This window comes from Roseovarius roseus, from assembly GCF_043355935.2.
GTDB classification, from domain to species: domain Bacteria; phylum Pseudomonadota; class Alphaproteobacteria; order Rhodobacterales; family Rhodobacteraceae; genus Roseovarius; species Roseovarius roseus.
Genome location: NZ_JBHFPE020000054.1, coordinates 1 through 1,113, shown reverse-complemented (window position 1 = coordinate 1,113; position 1,113 = coordinate 1). Strand labels below are relative to the sequence as shown.

Genomic DNA, 1,113 nt, shown 5'->3' with positions numbered 1-1,113 from the left:
TGTTGATTGTCACTGAGAACTGACCCGGCAACTGCAGAAATTGTCATCGAGAATTGACCCATGTGCAACCTTGCCCCTGCTTGATTCAGCTGGGGGCTATTGGAGTGGTAGACATGGGATTTTTGAGGGTTATTCGGAAATGGGCGCTGCGAGACAAGATGCCCATTCGCGAGATTGCGCGGCGAACAGGCGTGTCTCGCAACACGATCAAGAAGTATCTGCGGGCCGGGATTGTCGAGCCCGAGTTCCAGAGACCGGACCGGCCGAGCAAGCTGGATCCGTATGCCGAGAGGCTGACAGCTTGGTTGCTGTCTGAACAGCGCAAATCACGCAAGGAGCGGCGGACCGCTAAGCAGATGCATGCCGATCTGGTGCAGCTTGGCTTTGATGGTTCATATGAGCGTGTCGCGGCCTTTGTGCGGGACTGGAAGGGTGAACGTCAACGCGCGTCTCATACGACTGACCGCGGGGTTTTCGTTCCGCTGGTGTTCCAGCCTGGCGAGGCGTTTCAATTCGATTGGAGTGAGGACTGGGCCTATGTCGGCGGCGAGCGCATCAAGCTTCAGGTCGCCCATATCAAGCTGTCGCACAGCCGCGCCTTCTTGGTGCGGGCCTATCTGCTTCAAACGCATGAGATGCTGTTCGATGCCCACTGGCATGGCTTCCGGGTGTTTGAGGGTGTTCCGGGGCGCGGCATCTACGACAACATGAAGACAGCCGTCGACCGGATTGGCGTCGGAAAGAAGCGCGATGTAAACGCACGGTTCCTGGCGATGACCAGCCATTATGTCTTTGATCCCGAGTTCTGCAATCCAGCGGCAGGGTGGGAGAAAGGTCAGGTCGAGAAGAATGTGCGCGATGCCCGCCACCGGCTCTGGCAACTCATGCCTGCCTTTCCGGATATGGATGCGCTGAACATCTGGTTGGAAGATCGCTGCAAGCTCCTGTGGGCCGAGACTGCGCATGGCACCCTGCTTGGCAGCATTGCCGATGTCTGGGAGGCCGAAAAGCCAGCGCTGATGCCACTGCCCACAGTGTTTGACGGCTTTGTCGAGCAGAGCAAGCGGGTATCGCCCACCTGCCTGATCACATTCGATCGCAATCGCTACTCAG

At 58.0% G+C, this 1,113-nt stretch carries 1 protein-coding gene; it reads left to right on the top strand.

Features of this window, described 5'->3' with window-relative positions:
* Positions 1–113: 113 nt before the first annotated feature.
* Positions 114–1,113 (top strand): IS21 family transposase (gene istA / locus ACEWPL_RS19410; protein ID WP_420744405.1); only part of this gene is annotated, 1,000 nt, incomplete at its 3' end.